Below are 23,441 nucleotides of genomic sequence, written 5' to 3'. Positions count from 1 at the left end.
GGGGGACGGCGTGCCCGGCCCGCGTGCGTTGGGCCCTTATCGGAAGTGGTTACTGGTAAGTAACTTATCGCCGTTTTTACCGTACCACTGACTGGGTTTACAGGACGGAGACACCTCCGTGTCCGATCGTTCACACCCGGATCGAGACACGCCAACCATTTGGCTGTATCTTGCGTGTTGCTCGTCTTCCGTTACCAATCGCGATTGTTTCGATGATCCTCTGACATAAGGAGGAGTTGCGGTGGCCCGATCGGAAATAATTTCCCACGACGAGCTGCAATCGTGGCTTCTTGACAAGATCGCCTTCTACCTCGACAGGCCTGTGGAAAACATCGATCCCGGGGTCGAACTCGCCCGTTACGGGGTCGACTCGGTGTACGCGATCAGCATCATCAGCGACATCGAGGACCACCTGCAGGTGGAGGTCGACGTGGCCGAGGCGCGGCGCCGGGAGACGGTGGCCGACCTCACCGACTACCTGCTCGACCTCGTCGCGTGATGGCCGGCCGGCCGCCTGAGGCGGGCGGCGACGGCGCCGCCGGGCCCGCCATGGTGGTGCTCGGCGACAGCGTGGCCGAGGGCCAGGACGATCCGGACCCGGCCGGCGGGTGGCTCGGCTGGGCCGGACGACTGGCCCTTCACCTGGGAATTCCCCGCGAGGGGATGCTCAACGCCTCCGACCCGGGGGCGACGGTCGAGGACGTCGTCCGCGACCAGCTGCCCGCCGTGCGCGAGCTGTCGCCGCGGCTGGTCGTGCTCGGCTGCGGCATGAACGACGCGCTGCGCGGCTTCGAGCGGGAGCCCGCGGCGCGCCGGCTGGCGGAGCTGTTCGGCTGGGCCCGCGGGCGCGGCGCGGTCGTCCTCGCGATCCCGGTCCCGCGGCCGCCGCTGCTGGACATCACGCCGATGTCGCAGTTCCGCAAGAAACGCACGGTGCAGCGCATTCACGATTTCAACGCCGAACTCGACCGGGTGTCGCGCGATTTCGGAATGGCCTTCCCCGAGTCGGAAACGGTGGCGAGGGTCGCCGACCCCGCGATGTGGAGCGCCGACGGAATCCATCTGAACCCGGATGGGCACGCCTATGTCGCGGAGGTGATGGGGCAGATCGCGGCGAGCCTGCTCGGCGAGCGGGTGAAATGACTACCGGGGGCCGTTCCAGCAGTCTGGGAGACTGATGAAAAGAGCACATTCCGTCGCCCGTGCGTTCCGTTCGCCGATGCTGCTGTTCCTCGCTCCCGTACTGGTCGTGCAGGCATGGCGGACGGTGCGGCGGACACCGCGGCTGGACCCGGCCACCGGGGACGAGCAGGGCTTCGTCGCCGGCGCCGACCCCGGGCGGGCCGCGGCCTTCCGGGTCGTGGTGATCGGCGAGTCCACCGCCGTGGGCGTCGGCGCGTCCCGGCACGCCGAGGCGCTGCCCGGCTTCCTGGCGGAGGAGCTGGGCGAGCGGCTGCGGCGCAGCGTGGCCTGGTCGGTCTCCGGGCAGAACGGCGCGACGGCCCGGCGCATCATCGGCGGGCTCGTCCCGCCCGCGAACGGCTCCGCGCCGAACCTGGTGGTCGTCACCACGGGCATCAACGACCTGCTCAGGCGGCGCCCGCTGCGCCGGTGGGCGGCGGACGTGACCGAGCTCGTCGCCCTGCTGCGCGGCCGGTTCCCGGAGGCGACCGTGCTCGTCGCCGGGATGCCGCCCGTGCACCGGTTCCCGGCCCTGCCGCGGCCGCTGCGCTCGGTCCTCGGCGCGCGGGCGCGCGCCATGGACCGGATCACGCGGGACGCGGCCGTCGCGGGCGGGGCCGTCCACGCTCCCATGGACGAGGCGATGGCCCGCGACCGGCGGCTCTTCGCGTCCGACGGCTTCCACCCGTCGGCCGCGGGCTACCGGCACTGGGCGCGCGACCTCGCCCGCGCCGCCTTCCCCGCCACCGCCGCCGGACCTGCCGCCGGACCCGCCGCCGCTCCCGCCGCCGGACCCGGCGGCCCGCCAGAGGATTCGCCCCCCGCCGGAGCCGTCCCGCCGAGGACGGCCGACTGACCGTACGGCAAGCGAAGGGAGCAGCTCGGATGACGGTTCCCGGAACGTTCCGATCGGCGGTGGAGGCCAAGGACCTCGCCGCCATCACCGGTGCCCTGGACCCCGGCATCGAGTTCCGCAGCCCGGTGATGGTGAAGCCCTACCTGGGGCGCGACGCCGTCGCCGCCCTGCTCGGCGTCCTGCTGGAGGTCTTCGAGGACTTCCACTACACCGACGAGCTGGTGGGCGTCCCCCTGGGCGGGACGAACGGCGCAGGACCCCCGGCACAGGCGCTGATCTTCAGCGCCCGGGTGCTGGGCAAGGACGTCCAGGGGCTGGACCTGCTCAGGTTCGGCGACACCGGGCTCGTCACCGGCCTGACCGTCATGGTCCGCCCGCTGCCAGCGGCGATGACGCTCGCCCGGGTGGTCGGCAGGCGCATGGAGGATCCGACGAACGCCGACGACGCGGGGGGCCCGTCCGGCGACACCGCGCAGCCATAGGGAGCCGACCCGCACAGGAGTCGCGGCCCGCGAACCGGAAGGCGCGACCCACACAAGGGAGTCGAAGGAAATGGATAGCAAGGTCCCCGCACACCCCGTGCACCCCGTCCGCCCCGGTCACTCCGCCCCCGGGGCCCACGCTGAGAGTTCCGTCCATCCCGCGCATTCCGTTCACCCTGGCCATTCCGAGAATCCCCCCACGGGGGGCTCCACCGCCGAGAGCCCCGCGACCGGGCGAACCGCCTCCGAGGGTTCCGCGCCCGGACGGCACCCGCGCGCGAGGCTGGCGCCGGCGCACCGGATCGCCGCCGACCTCGACGGCTACCTCGGCGACCCGATGGACGACGAGGCCGGGCCCTTCTCCTACAAGGCCATCGTGGAGGCGGAGGAGCGCGACGAGCTCCCCCCGGGCGCGGTGGACGCCGTCCGGGCGTGGGGCTTCCCGAAGTACCTGGTGCCGAGCGGGCTGGGCGGGCGCCTGACGACGCTGGAGGAGCTGTTCTTCGTCACCCGCGGCATCTCCCGCCGCAGCGTCACCGTCGCGGTCATGTACGGGTCCGGGTTGCTGGCGGTCAACCCGGTCTGGCTGTGGGGCGACGCGTGGCAGCGCAGGACCGTGGCGGACGGGGTGCTGCGCGGCGACCTGGCCTGCTTCGGCGTCTCCGAGGCCGACCACGGCAGCGACGTGATGGCGTCGGAGTCGGAGGCCGACATCCAGGGGGACGAGCTGGTGCTGACCGGTGTGAAATGGCCGGTCGGCAACGCCACCCGCGGACGCTTCGTCACCACCTACGCCAGGACGGGGCCGCGCGACTTCTCCCTCATCCTCGTGGACAAGCGGGAGCTGGAGCCGGCGGCGTGGTCGACGCTGCCGCCCGTCCGGACGGTCGGGCTGCGCGGCCACGACCTGTCCGGCGTCGCGTTCTCCGGGGCGCGGCTCCCCGCCGAGCGGGTGATCGGGCGGCGCGGCTCCGGGCTCGTCCAGACGCTGAAGACCCTGCAGATCACCCGGACCGCGATCGCGGCGCTGTCGGTCGGCACGATGGACGCGGTGGTGCGCATCGGGATGGAGTACGCGCGCCAGCGCACCCTGTACGGCTCGGACATCTACCGGATCCCGGTGATCCGCGACCATCTGGTCAAGGCGCACCTGGACCTCCTGATCGCCGAGTGCGTGGCGATCCCGGTGGCGCGCTGCCTGACGGTCGCGCCCGGACGGCTCAGCCTGTGGTCCTCGATCGTGAAGTACTTCGTGCCCGTCCTCGGCGAGGAGGTCGTGGCCAGCATCGGGACCGTACTCGCCGCCCGAGGCTACCTGCGCGAGGGCGTGGCGCACGGGGTGTTCCAGAAGCTCCAGCGCGACCACGCGATCGCGAGCATCTTCGAGGGCACCACGCACGTGAACCTCGCCAACGTCGCCGGCCAGCTGCCCTTCCTGATCGACCCGCAGGAGGAGACGGGCCGCGAGGACGAGCTGCTCGCCGACCTGTTCTGCTGGACGCGGACGCCGCCCGCCTGGGAACCCGACGGACGCCTGCTCCAGCTCACCAACGAGGGGCGCGACGAGGTCGGCCAGCGGTTCGAGGAGATCTCCGAGGAGGTCCTGGCGGCGGCGAACGCGCACGCCGCGCCCGGTGTCGCGGCCGAGCTGAAGGACCTGCTGTCCGCCATCGGGACCCTGCGCGCCCGGATCGAGGAGGGGATCCGCGCGAACGAGGGCGACACCTCCTCGGTGGCGGCGCTGACACGGGCCAGGCGGTACTGCGAGCTGCACGCGATGGCGTCGTGCATGCTCACCTGGCTCCACAACCGGCAGGTGTTCGGCGGGGCGTTCGAGGACGGCCAGTGGCTCGTCCTGTGCCTCCAGCGGCTGCTCCAGCGGGCGCAGCCCGACACCGTCCTGTCCGAGGACTTCCTCCCGCCGCTGGAGGAGGCGATGTTCCGCGGCACGGGCGACCGGCCCTGGTTCTCCCTGCTCTCCCTCTCCCCGCTCCCACCCTCGCTGCTCATCTCCGCAGAGGACGGGTGACACCCATGACCGGGCCACCGGAGACGACGAGAGACTTCGTGTCGCTCGTCCGGAAGAACATCCGGACGCACGGCGACACCCGCTCCTTCACCTTCATCAGCGAGGAACCGGGACGCAGGTACAAGGAGAACGTGCTCGGCTTCGCCGACCTGGACCGCAAGGCCCGCGCGCTCGGCTGCCGCCTGGAGGCGCGCGGCCTGCGGGACCGGGCCGTCCTGCTGCTCTACCCGGAGGGGCTGGAGTTCCTGGCGGCGTTCCTCGGCTGCCTGTACGCGCGCGTCATCGCCGTCCCGGCCCCGCTTCCGGACCTGGACGCGGGCCGCTTCGGCCGCACCCGCCGGATCATCGAGGACGCCGACGTCGCGCTGATCCTCACCGACACCGCGCACCGCGACACCCTCGACGCGTGGCTGTCGGCCGCCGGGCTGAAGGGGCGCGTCCACTGCCTCGACACCCAGGCGGGCAAGGACGCCGACGCCGGCGACTGGTCCCCTCCGCGCTCCGGGCCGGACACCGTCGCGTTCCTCCAGTACACCTCCGGGTCGACCAGCGAGCCGAAGGGCGTCATGGTCACCCACGGCAACCTGCTGGCCAACGGCGAGGAGATCAGGCGCCGCATCGAGGGGTCGCACGCCACGGTCGGCGTCGGCTGGGTGCCGCACTACCACGACATGGGCCTGGTCGGTCAGTTCCTCCAGCCGCTCTACCTCGGCTGCCGGTACGTGTTCACCTCGCCGATCACGTTCATCAAGCGCCCCGTGCTGTGGCTGGAACTGATCACCCGGTACCGGGGGACCATCACCGTGGCGCCCAACTTCGGGTACGAGCTGGTGCTGCGTCGCGTCACCGACCGGCAGCTGGAGGGGCTGGACCTGTCGTCGCTGACCGTCGTGAAGAACGGCGCCGAGCCCGTGCGGGCCGCGACGCTGGAGGCGCTGGCCGAGCGGCTCTCCCCGGTCGGGTTCCGGCCCTCGATGTGGATGCCGTGCTACGGGATGGCCGAGACGACCCTGCTCATCACGGGCGCGCCCCTCGGCGGCGGCCCCGTCGTCCGCGACTTCGACGCCGGGGCCCTCGCGCGGAACGAGGCCGTCCCCGCCGCCGAGGCCGCGGTTGCGGCCGGGGCCCCTGCTCGCGGCGGGGTCAGGCGGCTCGTCAGCAGCGGCCGTCCCGTCACCCTCGACGTCCGCGTCGTCGACCCCGAGACCCGCGCCGAGCGGCCGGAGCGGCGCGTGGGGGAGATCTGGGTGCGGGGCGGGAGCGTCGCCCGCGGCTACTGGGACAGCCCCGAGCAAACCGAGGCGACGTTCCGGGCCCGCACGTCCGCGGGCGAGGGCCCGTTCCTGCGCACGGGCGACCTCGGCTTCACCGCCGACGGCGAGCTCTACGTCACCGGGCGGATCAAGGACCTGATCATCGTCAACGGCCGCAACATCCACGCGCACGACATCGAAGAAGTGGCACGTGCATCCCATCCGGCCGCCCTGCTCGGCGCCGCCTTCGCGATCGACGCCGCCATCGACCCCGACCTCGACCCCGACCCCGACCCCGACCTCGGCCCGGGCCCGCCCGGCGGCGGCGAGGCCGTCGACGCGAGCCGGGAGCAGGTCGTCATCGTCCAGGAGATCAGTACCCGCGCCGCCGCCGGGACGCCCCTGGAGGAGGTGGCCGCCGCCGTCAAGGCCCGGGTCGCCCGCACCTTCGAGCTGCCCGCCGTCAGCGTCGTGCTGGCCGCGCGGGGCTCGGTCAGGCGGACGACCAGCGGGAAGATGCAGCGCCGGCTGACCCGCGAGGCGTTCCTGGCCGGAAAGATCAACGAGCTCGCGGCCGATCTCGAACCGGGCGTCGCCGGCCTCCGGGCGGCGTGCGCGCGAATTGACGCTGACCAATCCTAGTCAACATGATGACTAATCATGTCGTTGTCTGCTAACGTCGGGCATCACCCTGAGTCAAGGCGGGGAGAGAAGGCCGATGGCGCTACGTCACGCTGTGCTGGCGGCGCTGCTCGACGGCGAGTACAGCGGCTACCAGCTGGCAAAGATCTTCGATTTGTCGGTCTCCAACTTCTGGCACGCCGTACCGCAGCAGCTCTACTCGGAGCTGTCGAGGTTGGAGACGGAAGGTCTGATCAGCGGGCGGCAGATCATCCAGCACGACCGTCCCAACAAGCGCGTGTACACCGTCACCCAGGCCGGCGTCGACGAGCTCGAACGGTTCGCCGTGACCCCTGCCAAGCCAGGCATCATCCGCGAGAACCTGCTCGTCATGGTCCAGGCCGTGGACCACATCTGCGCCGACTCCGTCATCGCGCAACTGGAAGACCGGGCGGTGGCCTCGGCGGCCAAGGTCGAGGTCTTCGAACGCACTCTCAAGCACCTGCGCGGCGATCTGGACGAGGAGTCCTTCCTGCGCACCGGGACCCCTCTCGGGCCCTACCTCACGTGCCTGCGCGGACGACGCTTCGAGCAGGAGAACTACGCGTGGTTCACCAGCACCGCCCGGCTGCTGCGCGCCCGGGCGGGCACCCAGTCCGAGGGGAGCGCCCCGCCATGAGGCGGCCGCGTCCCTCGCACGCCGTGCCACCGCCTGCCCGGACAGCGGCGGCACCGGCACCAACCCCCCACGCCCACCTCAGCCTCGCACCCCGGCCGGGCTGGAATCGGGCGGCACGCCTTAGTCAAGGAGGCGTTCATGATGTCGGGCGACCACCACACCATCGAACTCCCTAGCACACCACTCCCGAGCCACCTGACCACCGCCGCGGCGCAGGTCGCGGAACCGAACGGCGCGGCGCCGAACGGGCTGCGGGGCCTCGACGAGCCCCCGGCGGTCCTGCTGGGCGAGCTGACGCTGCCCGCCGAGCGGGAGTCCGTGCCGGCGGCGCGGCGCTTCAGCAGGTCCGTCAGCACCGCGTCCGGCATCGGGCACATCGCCGACGACGCCGAGGTCCTGGTGTCCGAACTGGTCACCAACGCCGTCCGGCACGCGCCGGTCGCCGGCGCCGCGCTGTGCCTGCGGCTGCTGCGCGCCGGCACCCGGCTCCGCATCGAGGTGCACGACCAGAGCGCCGCCGTCCCGACGGCGCGGCCGGTCGACCTCATGGAGGAGACGGGGCGCGGCTGGTTCCTCGTCGCGGTCATGGCCGACGGGCACGGCACCGACCACACCGCCTCCGGCAAGGCGGTCTGGTGCGAGGTGCGCGCCTGGCCGCGGGACGAGCGCCCCGGCCGCTGAGCGTCTCCCGCGCACCCCGGTAAGGCGATGGGAGATGCCATGCCTGCTGACGCCATGCCCGCCGACAGGCGGCCCGCCGATCAGCGGTCCCCCGGCCGGGGGACCGCTGGACAGAGCCCCGTCGAGCCGCGGCCCGCCGACCGGCGGACCGCCGACCGGGGGCCGGTCGACCGGAGGCCCGCCGACCCGGGGCCCGGTGACCACCGGCCCCCGGGCGAGGCCGCCGGCCGGCGGCCCGCCGATCCCCGCCGTCCCCCCGACTTCTACCGGGAGGACGGGAGGCGCGCCACGGCCGAGGAGGCCCAGCGGCTGCTGCTCGACGTGCGGGGACGCCTGCTCGCGCAGGACGTCATCCGCGTCGGGGCCGTCGTCGTGGTCGTCTCGACCTGGTTCACCGTGATCGATCTCGGCATCGCGGCGAACGGAAGGCCGCTGCTGTGGCAGACGATCGTGTCCGACCACGCGATGCACGCCGACATCGGGCAGTACACCGCGCGGGACAAGGCCCTGCGCGGGCACGCCCAGGCCGTCGCCATGATCACCAGTCGGCTGCGCGGCCTGGTCGCCCGCGCGGCCCTGGACGAGGCCCACCCCTGACCCCGCACCCCCCCAGACGAACGGGCCACCTCCGACACACGGGCCGGAACACGCGGCCCGCACCCGGCTAGAGGTAGTGATCTCGATGTCCCGCAGAACACCCCGCGACGACGCGTCCGGCCGCAGGCCCAGGCGCAGGCGTCCCATCCGGTTGCGGATCACGGCGCTGCTGCTGGTCCCGCTGGTGTCCCTCATCACCCTGTGGGCGTTCGCCGCGAACATCACGCTCGGCGACGCGTTCGACAAGTACGACTTCTCCACCACCTACGAGAAGGTCGGCCTTCCCGGCATCTACCTGGTGAACCAGCTCCAGGCGGAGCGTTCCCTCAGCGTCGTCGCGCTCAGCACGCGCGACGCCGCGGACCGGCAGAAGCTGGGCGGCCAGCGCGCCCGGGTGAGCGCCGTGGACAAGGCGTTCCGCTCGACCGCGCTGTCGCCCGAGGCGAGGGACGCGGCCCAGCCGGAGACCAAGCGGCGGCTCGCCGACGCGGTCAGGGCGCTGGACCGGCTGCCGCAGCTGCGCGCGAGGGTCGACTCGGGCCGGGTCCAGCCGCTGGAGGTCATCAACTCCTACAGCGTCCTGCTCGACCAGGTCATCAAGGTCTTCGACGGCCTGGTGACCGTCAACGACGTCGCCATCTTCACCCAGGGCCGGGCGCTGATCGGCATCGGCAACGCCCGCGCCTACATGCTCCGGGAGGACTCGCTCGTCACCGCGGCGATGGCGCGCAACGGGCGGCTCACCCCCGCCGAGCACACCGCGTTCGTCCAGTGGGCCGCGGAGGGGCGGCGCGAGTTCGATGCCGGGCTCGCCGACCTCAACCAGCGGATCCGCGGGCCGCTCGGCAGGCTCGCCGCGTCCGCCGAGTTCCAGCGGTACCGGGCGGCCGAGGACGCGATCGTCAACGCGCGCGGCGACCGGCTGCCGCCCGAGGCGGCGGACTGGCAGGCCACCACGCAGCTGCTGTCGCAGGCGTGGGCGCAGAAGGTCACCGAGGCGAGCCTCGCGCTCAACGAGATGGCCAAGCCGATCGGTGAGCGGATCATCATGCGGCTCGTCCTGGCGGGCGGCTTCGGGCTGCTCGCGGTGATCGCGTCGATCGTGCTGTCGCTGCTGGCCGCGCGGAGCCTCTCGCGGGAGCTGCGGGGGCTCCAGCGCGCCGCGCTGAGGCTCGCCGAGGACCGGCTGCCCGGCGTCGTCGCCCGGCTGCGGCGCGGCGAGGAGGTGGACGTGGACGCGGAGGCGCCGCCGCTCGTCATCGGCAGATCCCGGGAGGTCGCCCGCGTCGGCGACGCCTTCACCAAGGTCCAGCACACCGCGATCGAGACCGCCGTGCGGGAGTCCTACCTGCGGCAGGGCATCAGCCGCGTGTTCCTCAACGTCGCGTGGCGCAGCCAGTCGCTGCTGCACCGCCAGCTGCGGATGCTGGACGAGATGGAGCGCGACGCCTCCGACCCCAAGGTGCTGGAGGACCTGTTCCGCCTCGACCACCTCACCACCCGCATGCGCCGGCACGCCGAGGGCCTGGTCATCCTGTCCGGGACGTCCCCGGGGCGGGGCTGGAGCCGGCCGGTGCACGTCGAGGACGTGCTGCGCGCCGCGGTCGCCGAGGTCGAGGACTACACGCGTGTCGAGATCGTCGTGGTGTCCGGGCAGGCCGCGGTGATCGGCGAGGCCGTCGCCGACATCATCCACCTGCTCGCCGAGCTGATCGAGAACGCCACGGTGTTCTCGCCCGCGCCGACCGAGGTGCTCGTCCGCGGCGAGATGGGCGCCAACGGGTTCGCCGTCGACATCATCGACCGCGGCATCGGGCTCGACCAGTCCGAGCTGGACGCGCTGAACCTGCGGCTGGCGCGGCCGCCGGAGTTCGACCTGGCCGTCACCGACCGGCTCGGGCTGTTCGTCGTCGGCCGGCTCGCCGGCCGGCACGGCATCAGGGTCGCGCTCCAGCCGTCCCTGTACGGAGGCGTCAGCGCCGTCGTGCTGATCCCGCGCCGGCTGATCGTGGACGTCGACCAGCCCGAGGACGAGGACGGCGGGGCCCAGGCCGGCTCCGTCCAGCCGCGGGGCGCGGCTGCGGTGAACGGGTCGACGCGCGCCTGGCCCACGCCTCCGGCGCCGTCGTCCACCGCGACGCTCAACGCGCCGGTGTACGACATCGCGCCCGTCCAGGACCTGGCGTCGACCGACACGGCGCCCAACAGGGCGGTGCCCGACACCGTGTGGCCGGCCGGTGAAGCGGCGCCGCCGGAGACGCCGGCGACCCTCCCCGAGTGGACGAGCGAGGAGAAGCCGGACCAGAGCGCGGCGGTGGGGTTCGACGACGGTGACCAGACCCCGACGTCGTTCGCGACCCCACCGCCGCACGGCCCGCCGCCGCCGCCGACCGACGCCCGGCGGCCGTTCCGGGCCGCCGGACCCCGCGCGCCCGGCTACGGCGGCGGTTCCTACGGCGGGGAGGCCGGCCGGTACGCGGCGCCCGCCTCGTTCGGGGAGACCCAGTTCGGTGAGACCCAGTTCGGTGAGACACAGTTCGGCGAGTCCCCGTTCGGCGGCGCGCCGTTCGGGGACGCGCGGGTGGCCGGCGGCGGGCGGGCCCCGCTGCCGCGCCGGGTGCGCGGCGGGAGCCTCGCGCCGCAGCTGCGCGACGCCGGCGCCTACGAAGACACCGGTCCCCACGAGGAGACCGGCCCGTACGGAGAAGAACCCGCCGCCACCGGCGACGCCGTCGCCGCCTGGGAGGAGCGGTCGGCGGAGGCGTCCCGGGACCTGTTCGCGTCGCTGCAGGCGGGCTGGCTGCGCGGCCGGGACGAGGACGAGGCGCCGGAAGGACCCGCGGACGGCATGGAGGGAAGAACATGACGTATCAGGGAGTGGCCGCCGAGCTGAACTTCCTCCTCGACGACCTGGTCGACCGGGTCCCGCAGATCCGGAAGGTGGTCGTGCTGTCCCGGGACGGGCTCGTCATGGGCATGTCGCGCGGCGTCGCGCGCGAGGACTCCGAGTACCTCGCGGCCCTCGCCGCCGGGTTCCACAGCCTCGCCGTCGGGGCGCGGCCGCAACTGGACTCCGGCGAGATCCGGCAGACGCTCGTCGAGATGGACAAGGGCCTGTTCTTCGTCGTCCCGGCCGGGGCCAACAGCTGCCTCGCGCTGCTCAGCGAGGTCGGCGCCAACGCGGGCCTCGTCGCCTACGAGATGACGATGCTGGTCAAGAGGGTCGGCAGGCAGCTGTCCACCGGACTCAGGCAGGGCGCGCCCGGACCCGGACACCGGTGACCCGCGATGGACCCCAGTGACGGGCCCGGTGCTCCCCGGGGTCCCGGCAGGGAACGGTGGCTCGACGCCGCCGCCGGGCCGATCGTCCGGCCCTACGCGGTGACGCGCGGCCGCACCCGGCCGAACGGCGAGCCGCTCGACATCGTGGCGATCCTCGTCGCGACCGGGCGGCCGCCGCCCGAGCCCGGCCGGCTCTCGCGCCAGCAGCGCCGGCTGCTGGCGCTGTGCCGGCGACCGCACGCCCTCGCCGACCTCGCCTCGGACCTGAGCCTGCCGTTCGGGGTGATCCGGGTGCTGGCCGGCGACCTGCTCGACTCCGGCCTCCTGGAAGTCCAGCGATGGTCCCCGGCGCCGTCCCCGTCCGGGCCGTTCGGCCCGGTGGCGACCGCGCTCCAGCCGCACAACGACCCGAACCTGCTCAGGAGGGTGCTCGATGAACTCCGCGCGCTCTGACGCCCCGCCCCCCGCAGCCGTGGAACCGGACGAGCCCGACGACCGGGCGGACGGCCCGCGCGTCGCGCTGAAGATCCTCGTCGCCGGAGGGTTCGGCGTCGGGAAGACGACGCTGGTCGGCGCGGTCAGCGAGATCCGCCCGCTGCGCACCGAGGAGGCGCTGACCGACGTGAGCGTCGGCGTCGACGACCTCGACGGCGTGGCCGCCAAGACCACCACGACGGTGGCGATGGACTTCGGCCGCATCACGCTGCGCGACGGCGTCGCCATCTACCTGTTCGGGACGCCCGGGCAGGAGCGGTTCTGGTTCATGTGGAACGAGTTGTCGCGCGGCGCGCTCGGCGCGGTCGTGCTCGCCGACACGCGCCGGCTGATGGCGAGCTTCGCCTCGATCGACTACTTCGAGCGCAAGGGCACGCCGTTCGTCGTCGCCGTCAACTGCTTCGACGACGCCGACCGGTACGAGGCGCCCGAGATCCGCACGGCCCTGGACATCGACCCCCACGTCCCCGTCCTGCTGTGCGACGCCCGCCGGACGGTGTCGGCGAAGCAGGTGCTCGTCTCGCTGGTCGAGCACGCGCTGCGGCTCGCGGGCGGCACCCGGCACGCGTGACCGGGCGGGCCCCGCGGCCGGCGCAGGACCCGCCGCCGCCCGTCAGCCCCCGCCGGCCCCCTGGTCCTCGTCCGCCGCGCCCGGCGGGCCCATCACGATCTCGTCGACCGCGACGTCGTGGCCGTCCGCGCATCTGACCTGCGCCGTCACGCGCTCGCCGCAGCGGGCGTGCGTCAGCATGACCTGGCGCCCCTCCTCGTGGGGCAGGTAGGTCTCGCCCCACTCCATGAGGCTGACGAGGGTGGGCGCGAGGTCCAGGCCCATCTTCGTCAGGTGGTACTCGTACCGCGTGCGCTGCCCCGGCTCCTGGTAGGGCTCCCTGGTGAGCAGGCCGGCGTCGACGAGGTGGCGCAGCCGGGCGGTGACGGCCGACTCGGTCATGCCGAGGTTGCGCACGAAGTCGCCGAAACGGTTCGTCCCGAAGAAGGCCTCGCTGAGCACCAGCACCGCCGACGGCGGGCCGAGCGCGGCGAGCGTCCTCGCGACCGGGCAGTTCTGCATCGACCAGGCGTCGCGGTCGGCGAAGTGCCCTTCCAGTGAGATTGTCACCCTTCCACTATAAACCTGCTGACTTTGCTTGACCAAAGTCAGGGGGCTCGCTAGCCTCCCTGACTATGGTGGAACAAAGTCAGGTGCGCGGCGCGGGCCGGGTCCGCAGGGGACCGGTGCTCGCGGTGCTCTCCGTCGCCTCCTTCATGGCGGGCCTCGACCTGTTCATCGTCAACGTGGCGTTCACCGACATCGGCCGCGACTTCGCCGGGGAGTCGATGGCCGACCTGTCGTGGGTGCTCAACGGCTACGCGATCGTGTTCGCCGCCCTGCTGGTACCGCTCGGCCGGCTCGCCGACCGCTACGGACGCAAGGCGGGCCTCCTGCTCGGCCTGACCGTCTTCACCCTCGCCTCGCAGGCGTGCGCCGCCGCCCCGTCGCTGTGGTGGCTCGTCGCCTTCCGCGTCGTGCAGGCCGCGGGCGCCGCGGCGCTCATCCCCACCAGCCTCGGGCTGCTGCTGTCGGCGTTCCCGGCGGAGCGGCGCGGCGGCGCGGTGCGGATCTGGTCGGCGGCCTCGGCGATCGCCGCCGCGGCCGGGCCGGCGGTCGGCGGCGTCCTGGTGGACGCCTCCTGGCGCTGGGTGTTCGAGGTCAACGTCCCCATCGGGATCGCGGCGGTGCTGCTCGCGGCCCGCCTCGTCCCCGACTCGCGCGAGGGCGTGACGGCCCGCGTCCCCGACCCGGTCGGCACCGCCGTGGCGACCGCGTCGATCGCGGCGCTGGCGCTCGGCGTGGTGAAGATCAACGCCTGGCCGGGCGAGCGGACCGTCATGGTCGTCGCCGCCGCGCTGCTCGGCCTCGCCTGGTTCTGGCTGCGCTCCCTGCGCCACCCCGCGCCGGTCATCGAGCCCGCGCTGCTGGCCGTCCGCACCTTCTTCTGGTCCAACGCCGCGGTGCTGCTGTTCACCGTCGCGTTCGCCGCCAACCTGCTGCTCGGCGTGCTGTGGATGCAGCAGGTCTGGCACTACTCGCCGATCCGCACCGGGCTCGCCGTCGCGCCCGGCCCCCTCATGGTCCCCGTGATGGCGCTCATCGCCGGACGCCTCGCCGCGCGCGTCCCGGTCGGGCTGATCACCGCCGTCGGGTGCACGCTGTGCGCGTTCGGCGTCGTCATGATCGCGATGAGCCTGGGCCCGGCGCCGGCCTACGCCGCCGAGATGCTGCCGGGCTGGCTCGTCGGCGGGACGGGCGTCGGGCTCGCCCTGCCCACCATCCTGTCCGCCGCCGCGGTCGAGCTGCCGCCCCACCGCTACGCGACGGGCAGCGCCGTGGTGAACATGAGCCGGCAGATCGGCGCCGTGCTCGGCGTCAGCCTCGCCGTCGCGGTCCTCGGCACCCCGCGCGGCTACACCGACGCTCACACCGCCTACGTCCACGCCTGGCTGATGGTCGGCGCGTTCATGGTGATCGCTGCGATCGCCGCCCTTGGCATGACCCCGCGCCGGCTCCGGCCGTCCCGTCCTGTCCCCGAGCCAGAAACGGAAGTGATCGCCCGCGCCTGACACCCCTCCTTGACACGGGAAACGGGCGAAGCCTTGACCCGGACCGCGAGGCCCGGTTCGCCCGTACCCCGCACAGCAGGCACCTCATCCGGAGAGGTGCCTGCTGTATTTATTGTGTTTTTTGGGGCGGTCGGCGCCTTGGGGGCGCCGACCGCCCCAAAAAGCACGTGCGATTGCTGCATCGCCTCGGTTCGCCTGGCGGCTCACTCGGCGATCAGGTTCTCGCAGGCTCGAACCCGGCTTCGCTCGCAATCGCGATTGTTTGGCTTGTTGGTGGTTGCTGTGGTGGCTGGGGTCGTTGCGCCCCACGGTTGCGGTCGTTGCGTCCGACGGTTGCGGTCTTCGCGTCCCACGGTTGCGGTCTTCGCGTCCTATGGGTGCGCTTTGTCGCCGTCATTCCTCGGCTCGGGAGAGGATGTCGCCGGGCTGGCAATCGAGCTCGCGGCAGAGGGCGCTCAGAGTGGTGAAGCGGATCGCTTTGGCGCGGCCGTTCTTCAGGATGGAGAGGTTCACGGGGGTCACGCCCACGCGTTCGGCCAGCTCGACCAGGGTGATGCCCCGGTCGGCGAGGATCGCGTCCAGGTGGACGGTGATCTGGTGGGGGTCCTCGGGCGGCATCAGACCAGCCCCTCGGTGTCGGCGCGCAGGCGGGCGCCGTGCCCGAACGCCCCGGCCAGCGCGGCGACCAGGACCGCCAGCAGGATGGTGGAGGCCTGCACCGTGAAGCCGATCTCGACCGCGCCTTCGAGCGGGGTCCCCCCGACCAGCGCGTTCGTGGTGAGCATGTCGAGGGCGGGGGCGGCGGTGCCGAGCAGCAGGACGGCGATGGAGATCGCGAAGAGGCGCCGGACGTTCGCCGGGACGAAGACGTCGCCGGTGCGGAGCGTCGCGGCCATCCGCATCAGGATCGACAGGATCACGAGGATCAGCGCGGCGCGGGCGATCTCGGGGGCGGCGAGCAGCAGGCGGTCCGCCAGCCCGGGGTCGTGGACGGCCAGTTCGGCGTGGCGGGTGCCGCGCAGGGTCGTCCCGCCGGAGGCGAGGTCCGGCACCTGAGCGGTGGAACGAAGGCCGACGTCGCGGGTGTCGATCGGCGGGAAGGGCCCGGTCACGCCGAGGATCGGGAAGAGGGCCTGGAAGAGCCCGACCAGCAGCAGGCCGAGGCCGATGACCAGTTCCAGGACATGGCTGTCGATCCGGGTCCAGCGCGTCGCCGGGGTCATGGGTGTCTCCTTGGGGGGTGTGGCATATCGTTTTTCGATAATAACGATAAACGATATGTCGTCAAGTCCCCGGCCCCGGCTCGCGGCCGGGCGCCCGTGGGCGCCGAGGAGAAGCGGTCAGGGGACCGCGCCGTCGAGGATCATGCGGAGCCGCTCGGCGCGGCCGCCGGTGATGGCGCCCTCGCGGGCGCGCGTGGCGATCTTGTGTCGCAGCGAGGCGACGTCCGCGCGGCTCCGCTCCCCGTGGTCGAGCATCCGCTCGATCACGTTGCCGAGGTCGAGGCCGACGTCGTCGCGGACGTCCCCGGCGGCCACCCCCTCGTCCACGGCGTACCGCAGCCTCACCAGGACCTCCTCCACGCTCGGCGTCTGCGGCGGGGGCGGTTCGGGGGCGGTCGATACGGGCGGTGGCCAGGGCGGCTCCGGGCTGGACGGCTCGGGCGGAGGCGGCGTGGGCGGGGACGCCGCCTGGAGCGGGAGCAGCCGGTCGGCGGAATCGTCCCGGCTGGAGAGGGTGTCGCCGATCCCGAGGACCAGCACGGTCGCCGCCGCGATCGTGGCGGCGACGCCGGCCAGCGCGAGCCAGGGGAAGCGGGCGGCGTGCGGCGCGCGGGGCAGGTCCTCGCGCCGCCACTTCGCGGCCTCCCGCTCCGTCATCGGTTCCACTGCGTGGATGCCCCGGCCTTCCGGCCGGGGAAGAAACGAAGTTTCTGCCGAACAGGGCAGGGAGAGGCGAGTCGCCTCCGGGGTGATTCGGTGTCTCCGCTCGCACCCGAGCCGATAGGTTGAGGGGCATGGCGCGGCAGGTCAGGCGGGCGTTCAAGTACCGCTTCTACCCGACCGGTGAGCAGGCGGCTGAGCTGTCGCGCACGTTCGGGTGCGTCCGGCTGGTGTACAACAAGGCGCTGGAGGAACGCACCCAAGCTTGGGCCAGCGAGCGGCGCCGCATTTCCTACTCGCAGTCGTCGGCCTTGCTGACGCAGTGGAAGAAGATCGAAGAGCTGGCCTTCCTCACCGAGGTGTCCTGCGTCCCTCTGCAGCAGGCGCTGCGCCATCTGCAGACCGCGTTCACCAACTTCTTCGCCAAGCGGGCCGCCTACCCGCGCTACAAGTCGCGCAAAAGGTCCCGTGCCTCGGCCGAGTACACCCGCAGTGCCTTCACCTGGCGCGACGGTCACCTCACACTGGCCAAAATGACCGAACCCCTGGATATCCGCTGGTCGCGTCCGCTTCCCCAGGGGGCCGAGCCGACCACGGTGACCGTCTCCCGCGACGGCGCCGGACGCTGGTTCGTCTCCCTGCTGTGCCAGGACACCATCCTTGCGGCCCCCGCCACGGACAGGGCGGTCGGGGTCGACGCCGGGCTCACTTCGCTGGTGGTCCTGTCGTCCGGGGAGAAGATCGCCAGTCCCCGGCCCGAGCGCCGCGACCGCGTCTGCCTGGCCAGGGCGCAGCGGAACCTGTCGCGTAAGACCCCAGGTTCGGCGAACCGGGACAAGGCCCGCCGCAAGGTCGCCCGCGTGCACGCGCGGATCGCCGACCGGCGCCGCGACTTCCTGCACAAGCTGTCGACGCGTCTCGTCCGTGAGAACCAAACGGTCGTGATCGAGGACCTCGCAGTCCGCAACCTCGTGAAGAACGGCAGGCTCGCCCGCGCCATCTCCGATGCGGCGTGGGCAGAACTGCGCGCGATGCTGGAGTACAAGTGCGCCTGGTACGGCCGCGAACTCGTGGTGGTCGACCGCTGGTTCCCCTCCACCAAGCTGTGCGGGACCTGCGGCACGGTCCTCAGGACGCTGCCGCTGAACGTCCGGGAGTGGACGTGCGAGTGCGGCGCCGTGCATGACCGCGACGTGAACGCCGCGCGCAACATCCTGGCCGCCGGGCTGGCGGTGACCGCCTGTGGAGACGGTGCAAGACCTCAACGGGACTCCTCCCGGACGGGGCGGTCGTCGGTGAAGCAGGAAACCCAGCGGGCGACCGCTGGAATCGCCCGCCTTTAGGCGGGAGAGGAAGTCAAGCCTGGACGGTGGCGAGGACGCGGTTCAGTTCGTCGGCGAGCCCGGGGGACAGGCCGCGCTCCCTCCGCCGCGTGACGATCTTGTCGCGCAGTTCGGCGATCCGGCCGCCGACGTCGACGTTCCGGTCGGCGGTGAGGTCGTTCTCCAGGTTCGTGATGACGTTGTCGAGGTCGATCGCGACGTCGGAGCGGATCTCCCCGGCGGCGTAGCCGCGGCTGACGATGGGGCGCAGCCGCCCCAGCGCGTCGGTCGCGCGGGAGGCCGTCGCCGGGGGCGGCGTCCAGGGAGCCGGGGCGGGCGGTGCGGCGCTCGTCCGCGCCGGGGCCGGAACGGCGACCGGGGATCGCGGCGCCGACAGCAGGACCGCCGCGGCGGCCGTGACCGGGATGGCCACGACCAGGGCCAGCGCGGCGAGGCGGGTGCTCCCGCGGCGCGCCGGTGGGGGCGGCGGGGGCGGGGGCAGGGCGCGGGTCCGGAGACCGCCGGGCGGGGCCGTGCCCCCGGCGATGGAGACGGCGTTCGGCGGCCCCTCGTCACGGCCGAGGAGGGCGGCGACCTCGGCGGCGGACGGGACGTCCGGGCCCGTGCAGCGGGCGGCGAGCGCGGACAGGTCCTCCGACGTCCCCGGAGCGAGGCAGCCGGCGATGACGGCGCCGAGGGCGCGCACGTCGGCGGCCTTGGTGCCGGTGGTCTCGGCGTCGCCGCCCGCCGGCGCGCGGACGATGCCGCCGATGCCGGTGTCGACGACCTTCACGTCGAGGCCGGCGTCGCCGTGGGCGAGCACGACCCTCTCCGGCCCGAGACCGCCGTGCGTCACGCCCGCGGCGTGCGCGGCCTCCAGCGCCCCGGCGATCTGGCCGCACACGGCGGCCGCCTCCGGCGCGGCGAGCGGCCCGCGCCGCAGCCGGTCGGCGAGGGACTCGCCGGCCAGGAACTCGGTCACGACGAAGGACGCGAGCCGCCCGGACGCGTCGCGGGTCCGGTCGCTGTCGAAGACCGTCTCCAGCGCGGCGTGGGAGAGCCCGGCGGCGCGGTTCACGCCCTGCCGGAAGTCCCGCTGCGGACCGGCGCCCGCGAGCGTCAGGACCTTGACCGCGACGGGACGGCCCAGCAGCTCGTCCCAGGCGCGCCAGACCTCCAGCGTCCCGCCGCGGTCGAGGCGTTCCACGAGGCGGTAGCGCTCCGTCAGCCGCAGGCCCGTTTCCACTGGACGTCACCTTCGTCGCACTCCGGTGCCGGGCGCGGTCCCCGGCTCGCCAGGAGGTACGCGCCGCCGGCCCGGCGGGTTCGAGCGGCCCGCCCGCGGCGGCGGCGGTGCGCGGCGGGGACTTTTCGAAGGGCTTCGAAAAGGGACGGCAATTGGACCGGAAGTCAGTCGTCCTGTTATTGAGATTCCCCGGTCCAACTGACAGGATCTGATCGGTGGTCACGACGGTGACGTCGATCCTGCCGGGCATGCTGGGACAGGCCGTGCTGCCCGGCCCGCACCGCTTCCTGGACCAGGGCGTCGCGGCGGTCCCGCCGCTCGCGGCGGCCTGGTCGGTGTGCTGTTTCCTCGCGCTTTCCCTCACGCTCTCGTCGCCGGCCGCGGCCGTTCTGGCGCGGCTGGAGAATCGTCCCGCGCCGTTTCCCGCCGAGGCCCGTCCGCCGTCCGGGACAAGTGCCGATTACGCGGACCGCGACGTCGAACTCGAAATCACCCTGAACGGCGGCGACACCTTTCGCGGGCTCCTCGGAGAGGAATCGGCGACGCTCAAGATCTCCGTCGAGCGGTGCTACGCGAGCCGGCCCGCGCCGGGCCCGCCGGCCAAGCCGCTCGCGCTGGAGCCGGTGGTGATCGCGCCGACCGGGCGGTGGCCGGCGCGATCACCTGAGCGTCACACCGGGCTCGGCGACCGCTCGGCCCGCCACGCGGCGAGCAGCTCGCGCAGGCTCTCCTCGTACCGGGCGACGTTCGCGGTCTTGACGTCCTCGTAACCGCGGATCATGTCCGGCAGCTCGGCGATGCGGACGGCGGCCTCGTGCCGGCCGTCCCCGGCGGCGCCCGCGTCCAGCCCGGCCACCAGCTCGTTCACGACCGCGACGTACCCGGTGACGAGGCGGCGCTCGGCGCGCCGCTGCGCGGTGGCGCCGAACGGGTCGAGCGGGGTGCCGCGCAGCCGCCGCATCGCGCGCAGCGCGCGGAACGCGGGGCGGGCCGTCCGGCCGAGGGCGATCTTCCGGTCCACCCCGACGGCCCGCAGCAGCGGCGGGTGCAGCATGTACGCGACCGTGGAGCCGGGCCCGAACTGCTCCTCGACGCGCCGGGCGAGCTCCGGGTCCAGGTGCAGGCGCGCCACCTCGTACTCGTCCTTGTAGGCCATCAGCTTGTACAGGTTGCGGGCCACGGCGACCGCGAGGCGCCGCCCGCCCGCGCCCGCCGACTCCTCGGCCCGGGCGACGCGCATGACCGCGTCTAGGTACCGCCGGGCGAGCGCCAGGTTCTGGTACGCGGCGAGGTCGGGCACGCGGATCCGCAGGACGCGGGCCAGTTCGCCGTCCGCGCCGGACGCGTCGACCAGGTCCATCGCGGCCGACGCGGTCGCGTCCAGCGGGCGCGGCGCGACCTGCGCGGCCGGCGCCGCGGCGTCGTCGCGGCCTTCGGGTTCGAGCACGAGGCGGCGCCCGGCGCGGAACGCCTGGATGTTCGCCTCCACCTGCACGCCGTTCAGCGTGAGGGCCTCCTCGATCGCCTTCGCCGACAGCGGCAGCAGCCCCGCCTGGTAGGCGGCGCCGACCACCACGAAGTTGGCCGTGGTCGTGGCCCCGAACCAGTTCTCGGCGAGCGCGAGGGCGTCCAGCGCGACCAGCCGGTCCGCCCGGGTGCGCTCGGCGATCCGCTTGACCAGCGTCGCGCTCGGCGGCAGCGACGCCGAGGTGTCCACGATCATCCGCCCGGTCGGCACCTCGCTGGTCGACACGACCGCGGCGGTCCGGTCCGGCGCGCAGCGGCGCAGGTTGGCCTCCGCCGACCCGGCCAGCGAGTCGAACACGAGGTAGGCGTCGGCGCCGCCCGCGCCGACCATGCCCGGACGGTCCCGGTCGGCGGTCCCGATGCGCAGGTGCGACACGACCGCGCCGGCCTTCTGGCTGAGCCCGGTCTGGTCGAGCGCGCGGGCGTGGCGGCCGTCGACGAGGGCCGCCGTGGCCAGCACCTGGTTGACCGTCACGACGCCGGTTCCGCCGATGCCGACGAGCAGCACGTCCGCCGACTCGGGCCGCGTCCCGGGCTCCTCCAGCTCGCCGATCGGCGGCAGAGTCCGCGCGGCCTCGGGCTTCCCGCCGGGCAGGACGGTGACGAACGAGGGGCAGTCGCCGTCCACGCAGGAGTAGTCCTTGTTGCAGGACGTCTGGTTGATCTGGGTCTTGCGGCCGAACTCGGTCTCGACCGGCTCCACGCTGAGGCAGTTGGACTTGGCGCCGCAGTCGCCGCACCCCTCGCAGACGGCCTCGTTGATCAGGACCCGGGTCTGCGGGTCGGGGACGAGGCCGCGCTTGCGCTTGCGCCGCGTCTCGGCCGCGCACGCCTGGTCGTACAGCAGCACGGTGACGCCCGGGATCTCGCGCAGCTCCCGCTGGACGGCGTCGAGGTCGTCGCGGTGCCGGACCCGGACGCCGGGCGCCCAGTCCGTCCCGCGCGGGTAGCGGGACGGGTCGTCCGCCACCACCACGATCTTCGCGACGCCCTCGGCGTGCAGCATCCGGGTGATCGCCGCCGGGTCGGAGCCGCCGTCGGCGTCCTGCCCGCCGGTCATCGCCACGGCCGCGTTGTAGAGGATCTTGAATGTGATGCCGGTGCCGGCCGCGACGGCCTGCCGGACCGCGAGGCTGCCGGAGTGGAAGAACGTCCCGTCGCCGAGGTTCTGGAACATGTGCGGAGTGTCGGAGAAAGGCGCCGCGCCCACCCACATCGCGCCCTCGCCGCCCATCTGCGTGGTGCCGATGCCGCGGTCGGTGAACACCGTCATCACGTGGCAGCCGATGCCGCTCGCCGCGACCGACCCGTCCGGGACGACCGTCGACCGGTTGTGGGGGCAGCCCGAGCAGAAGTAGGGGGTGCGCGCGGGGGCGAGCAGGTTGATCTGCGGCGTGCGGGGCTTCAGCACCGCGTCGCGCAGGTCCACGTGCTCCTCCCCGACGCGGTCCGCGAGGAGCCTGGCGAGGGCCCTGACGAGCCGGTCGGCGTCCAGGCCCCCGTCCAGCGGGACGAGGCCGGCGCCGTCCGGGCCGTTCTTGCCGTACACGGCGGGGCGCTCCGCCAGGTCGTACAGGACGTCCCGGATCCGCGACTCGACGAACGCCCGCTTCTCCTCCACGACGACGATCTCGCGCAGGCCGCGGGCGAACTCCCGGATCCGGTCCGCGTCCAGCGGGTAGATCATGGCGAGGCGCAGGAGCCGGACTCCCCGGCGGGCCAGGGCCGCGTCGTCCAGTCCCAGGCGGTCGAGCGCCTCGCGGAGCTCCACGTAGGCTCGGCCCGCGGCGACCAGCCCGACGGCCGCGTCGCCCGCGGCGCCCTCGATCCGGTCGAGGCCGTTGGCCGCGGCGTAGGCCGTCGCCGCCTCCAGACGGCCCTGGAGCACCTCGGTTTCGAGAGCGGTCGTGCCCTGGAGGTCCACGCCCGGCTTGCGCGTCGGCTTCCACGGCCGCCCGCGCCACGCGAACTCCGGGTACACCGGATCCGGCACCGGCTCGACGTCCACGATCTCGTGGGAGTCGGCGACGTCCGTCACGAGCTTGAACCCGGTCCACGCCCCGCTGAACCGGGACATCTCGAAGCCGTGCCGCCCGAGGCGCAGCACGTCGCCCACCGACGCGGGCACCAGCACCGGCATGAACGCCTCCGCGAGCGCGCCCTCCGTCGCCGACGGCAGCGTGGACGACTTCGCGGACGGGTCGTCGCCCACCACGGCGAGCACCCCGCCGCGCTCCGACGTGCCGAGCCAGTTCGCGTGCTTGAACGCGTCCAGCGACCGGTCCACCCCGGGCGCCTTGCCGTACCAGAGCCCGAACACGCCCTCGAACCGGGGACCCGGCAGGTGCTCGGCGAGCTGCGACCCGTACACGGCCGTCGCCGCCAGCTCCTCGTTCACGCCCGGCACGAACCGGATGTCGTGGCCGTCCAGCAGCTTCGCGTCGCGCGCCAGCTGCTGGTCGAGGCCGCCGAGGGGGGATCCGCGGTACCCGGACACGAACCCGGCGGTCCGCCACCCCCGCCGCGCGTCCGCGCGCCGCTGCTCCAGGAGCAGCCGGACGAGGGCGTGCACCCCGCCGATCGCGATCCGGCCGCGCTCCAGTTCGAGCCGGTCGCGGAGGGGGGAGGAAGAAACGGTGGTGCTCATGCTTGCATTGAGCCGTCCTCGCTGAGCGGAGTGCAAG

Annotated in this window: 22 protein-coding genes; 16 read left to right on the top strand and 6 right to left on the bottom strand. The window is 73.3% G+C overall.

The window, feature by feature from the left end:
* The first annotated feature begins 241 nt into the window (after positions 1–241).
* From ACQEU6_RS22035 to ACQEU6_RS21975, 13 genes are all read left to right on the top strand, one after another.
* On the top strand, positions 242–499 hold the full coding sequence (locus tag ACQEU6_RS22035; RefSeq protein ID WP_179278766.1) for an acyl carrier protein: 258 nt from the start codon (positions 242–244) through the stop codon (positions 497–499).
* Positions 499–1,143: an SGNH/GDSL hydrolase family protein gene (locus tag ACQEU6_RS22030; RefSeq protein ID WP_499334513.1), complete on the top strand. Its 645-nt coding sequence runs from the start codon at positions 499–501 to the stop codon at positions 1,141–1,143. The genes ACQEU6_RS22035 and ACQEU6_RS22030 overlap by 1 nt, the downstream gene beginning before the upstream one ends.
* 34 nt (positions 1,144–1,177) lie before the next feature.
* Positions 1,178–2,038 carry an SGNH/GDSL hydrolase family protein gene (locus tag ACQEU6_RS22025; RefSeq protein ID WP_499334512.1) on the top strand — a complete coding sequence of 287 codons (861 nt, stop codon included), beginning with the start codon at positions 1,178–1,180 and terminating at the stop codon, positions 2,036–2,038.
* A 29-nt stretch (positions 2,039–2,067) separates the two neighbouring features.
* A complete protein-coding gene (locus ACQEU6_RS22020) occupies positions 2,068–2,520 on the top strand; it encodes a nuclear transport factor 2-like protein (protein ID WP_499334511.1) in 453 nt (150 codons plus the stop codon).
* A gap of 70 nt (positions 2,521–2,590) precedes the next feature.
* Complete coding sequence (locus tag ACQEU6_RS22015) at positions 2,591–4,549, top strand: acyl-CoA dehydrogenase family protein (RefSeq protein WP_499334509.1); 1,959 nt, start codon at positions 2,591–2,593, stop codon at positions 4,547–4,549.
* A 5-nt stretch (positions 4,550–4,554) separates the two neighbouring features.
* A complete protein-coding gene (locus ACQEU6_RS22010; RefSeq protein ID WP_499334507.1) occupies positions 4,555–6,444 on the top strand; it encodes a fatty acyl-AMP ligase in 1,890 nt (629 codons plus the stop codon).
* A 76-nt stretch (positions 6,445–6,520) separates the two neighbouring features.
* Positions 6,521–7,102 carry a PadR family transcriptional regulator gene (locus tag ACQEU6_RS22005; RefSeq protein WP_499334505.1) on the top strand — a complete coding sequence of 194 codons (582 nt, stop codon included), beginning with the start codon at positions 6,521–6,523 and terminating at the stop codon, positions 7,100–7,102.
* Between the two features lie 138 nt (positions 7,103–7,240).
* Positions 7,241–7,783 carry an ATP-binding protein gene (locus tag ACQEU6_RS22000; protein WP_499334503.1) on the top strand — a complete coding sequence of 181 codons (543 nt, stop codon included), beginning with the start codon at positions 7,241–7,243 and terminating at the stop codon, positions 7,781–7,783.
* A 39-nt stretch (positions 7,784–7,822) separates the two neighbouring features.
* Positions 7,823–8,380: a hypothetical protein gene (locus ACQEU6_RS21995; protein WP_499334502.1), complete on the top strand. Its 558-nt coding sequence runs from the start codon at positions 7,823–7,825 to the stop codon at positions 8,378–8,380.
* 85 nt (positions 8,381–8,465) lie between these two features.
* Positions 8,466–11,246, top strand: coding sequence for a sensor histidine kinase (locus tag ACQEU6_RS21990; protein ID WP_499334500.1), 2,781 nt, complete (start codon positions 8,466–8,468; stop codon positions 11,244–11,246).
* Positions 11,243–11,662: a roadblock/LC7 domain-containing protein gene (locus ACQEU6_RS21985; protein WP_179832628.1), complete on the top strand. Its 420-nt coding sequence runs from the start codon at positions 11,243–11,245 to the stop codon at positions 11,660–11,662. The genes ACQEU6_RS21990 and ACQEU6_RS21985 overlap by 4 nt, the downstream gene beginning before the upstream one ends.
* Before the next feature lie 6 nt (positions 11,663–11,668).
* Positions 11,669–12,115, top strand: a complete 447-nt coding sequence (locus ACQEU6_RS21980) for a DUF742 domain-containing protein (protein WP_499334498.1) — start codon at positions 11,669–11,671, stop codon at positions 12,113–12,115.
* A complete protein-coding gene (locus ACQEU6_RS21975) occupies positions 12,096–12,728 on the top strand; it encodes a GTP-binding protein (RefSeq protein ID WP_499334496.1) in 633 nt (210 codons plus the stop codon). Before ACQEU6_RS21980 ends, ACQEU6_RS21975 begins: the two co-directional genes overlap by 20 nt.
* 42 nt (positions 12,729–12,770) lie before the next feature.
* Here ACQEU6_RS21975 and ACQEU6_RS21970 read toward each other — a convergent pair whose 3' ends face one another.
* Complete coding sequence (locus ACQEU6_RS21970) at positions 12,771–13,277, bottom strand: winged helix-turn-helix transcriptional regulator (RefSeq protein ID WP_499334494.1); 507 nt, start codon at positions 13,275–13,277, stop codon at positions 12,771–12,773.
* 65 nt (positions 13,278–13,342) lie between these two features.
* Between ACQEU6_RS21970 and ACQEU6_RS21965 the strand changes: the two genes are divergently transcribed.
* The gene (locus ACQEU6_RS21965) at positions 13,343–14,779 is read left to right on the top strand and encodes an MFS transporter (RefSeq protein WP_499334492.1); all 1,437 of its coding nucleotides are present in this window, start codon (positions 13,343–13,345) and stop codon (positions 14,777–14,779) included.
* A 393-nt stretch (positions 14,780–15,172) separates the two neighbouring features.
* Here the strand turns inward: ACQEU6_RS21965 and ACQEU6_RS21960 are convergent, their stop codons facing one another.
* The 3 genes from ACQEU6_RS21960 to ACQEU6_RS21950 form a co-directional block, all read right to left on the bottom strand.
* Positions 15,173–15,397, bottom strand: a complete 225-nt coding sequence (locus tag ACQEU6_RS21960; RefSeq protein WP_499334491.1) for a helix-turn-helix domain-containing protein — start codon at positions 15,395–15,397, stop codon at positions 15,173–15,175.
* On the bottom strand, positions 15,397–16,002 hold the full coding sequence (locus ACQEU6_RS21955) for a DUF2975 domain-containing protein (RefSeq protein ID WP_499334490.1): 606 nt from the start codon (positions 16,000–16,002) through the stop codon (positions 15,397–15,399). The genes ACQEU6_RS21960 and ACQEU6_RS21955 overlap by 1 nt, the downstream gene beginning before the upstream one ends.
* Positions 16,003–16,119: 117 nt before the next feature.
* A complete protein-coding gene (locus tag ACQEU6_RS21950) occupies positions 16,120–16,659 on the bottom strand; it encodes a hypothetical protein (RefSeq protein ID WP_499334488.1) in 540 nt (179 codons plus the stop codon).
* A gap of 137 nt (positions 16,660–16,796) precedes the next feature.
* Here ACQEU6_RS21950 and ACQEU6_RS21945 point away from each other — a divergent pair, with 137 nt between their 5' ends.
* Positions 16,797–18,005 (top strand): RNA-guided endonuclease InsQ/TnpB family protein, encoded by a 1,209-nt coding sequence (locus ACQEU6_RS21945; protein ID WP_499334487.1) that lies wholly within the window; start codon positions 16,797–16,799, stop codon positions 18,003–18,005.
* A gap of 13 nt (positions 18,006–18,018) precedes the next feature.
* On the opposite strand, the gene ACQEU6_RS21940 is transcribed toward ACQEU6_RS21945, so the two are convergent.
* Positions 18,019–19,230, bottom strand: coding sequence for a protein kinase family protein (locus ACQEU6_RS21940; RefSeq protein ID WP_499334485.1), 1,212 nt, complete (start codon positions 19,228–19,230; stop codon positions 18,019–18,021).
* 215 nt (positions 19,231–19,445) lie between these two features.
* Here ACQEU6_RS21940 and ACQEU6_RS21935 point away from each other — a divergent pair, with 215 nt between their 5' ends.
* On the top strand, positions 19,446–20,000 hold the full coding sequence (locus ACQEU6_RS21935; protein WP_499334484.1) for a hypothetical protein: 555 nt from the start codon (positions 19,446–19,448) through the stop codon (positions 19,998–20,000).
* Here the strand turns inward: ACQEU6_RS21935 and ACQEU6_RS21930 are convergent.
* Positions 19,901–23,404, bottom strand: a complete 3,504-nt coding sequence (locus ACQEU6_RS21930; RefSeq protein WP_499334482.1) for an indolepyruvate ferredoxin oxidoreductase family protein — start codon at positions 23,402–23,404, stop codon at positions 19,901–19,903. The two genes, ACQEU6_RS21935 and ACQEU6_RS21930, sit on opposite strands and share 100 nt — an antisense overlap.
* Positions 23,405–23,441 lie beyond the last annotated feature (37 nt).

Source organism: Spirillospora sp. CA-108201, from assembly GCF_050936235.1.
GTDB lineage: Bacteria > Actinomycetota > Actinomycetes > Streptosporangiales > Streptosporangiaceae > Spirillospora.
The sequence above is the reverse complement of the archived record's forward strand: the minus strand, read 5'-3'. Positions and strand labels throughout refer to the sequence as shown.